Source organism: Polaribacter gochangensis (assembly GCF_046224025.1).
GTDB classification, from domain to species: domain Bacteria; phylum Bacteroidota; class Bacteroidia; order Flavobacteriales; family Flavobacteriaceae; genus Polaribacter; species Polaribacter gochangensis.
The window spans coordinates 1-262 of record NZ_JBJXRF010000041.1; the positions used below are offsets into that span (position 1 = coordinate 1).

Genomic DNA, 262 nt, shown 5'->3' on the forward strand with positions numbered 1-262 from the left:
ATACTTGCTTTACAGAAAAATGTTTGATTTAATGTATAAAGAAATTACTAAGCCAGATTTATATGTCTATGTGTATCAAAACACAGACCGATTAATTAAAAATATCAAAAAAAGAGGTAGAGAATATGAGCAGAATATTACATCAGATTACCTAAAAAAAATACACAATGGTTATAGTAATTTTATTAAAAACCAACAAGACCTTAACACTTAAACTATTGATGTTTCTGAATTAGATTTTGTGAACAATAAAGATGATTAT

General features: G+C 24.4%; 1 protein-coding gene. It reads left to right on the forward strand.

Features of this window, described 5'->3' with window-relative positions; all coding sequences use genetic code 11:
* Positions 1-214: deoxynucleoside kinase (locus tag ACEWL1_RS12150; RefSeq protein ID WP_409233566.1), on the forward strand; the 214-nt coding region annotated here is incomplete at its 5' end.
* Positions 215-262: the final 48 nt, after the last annotated feature.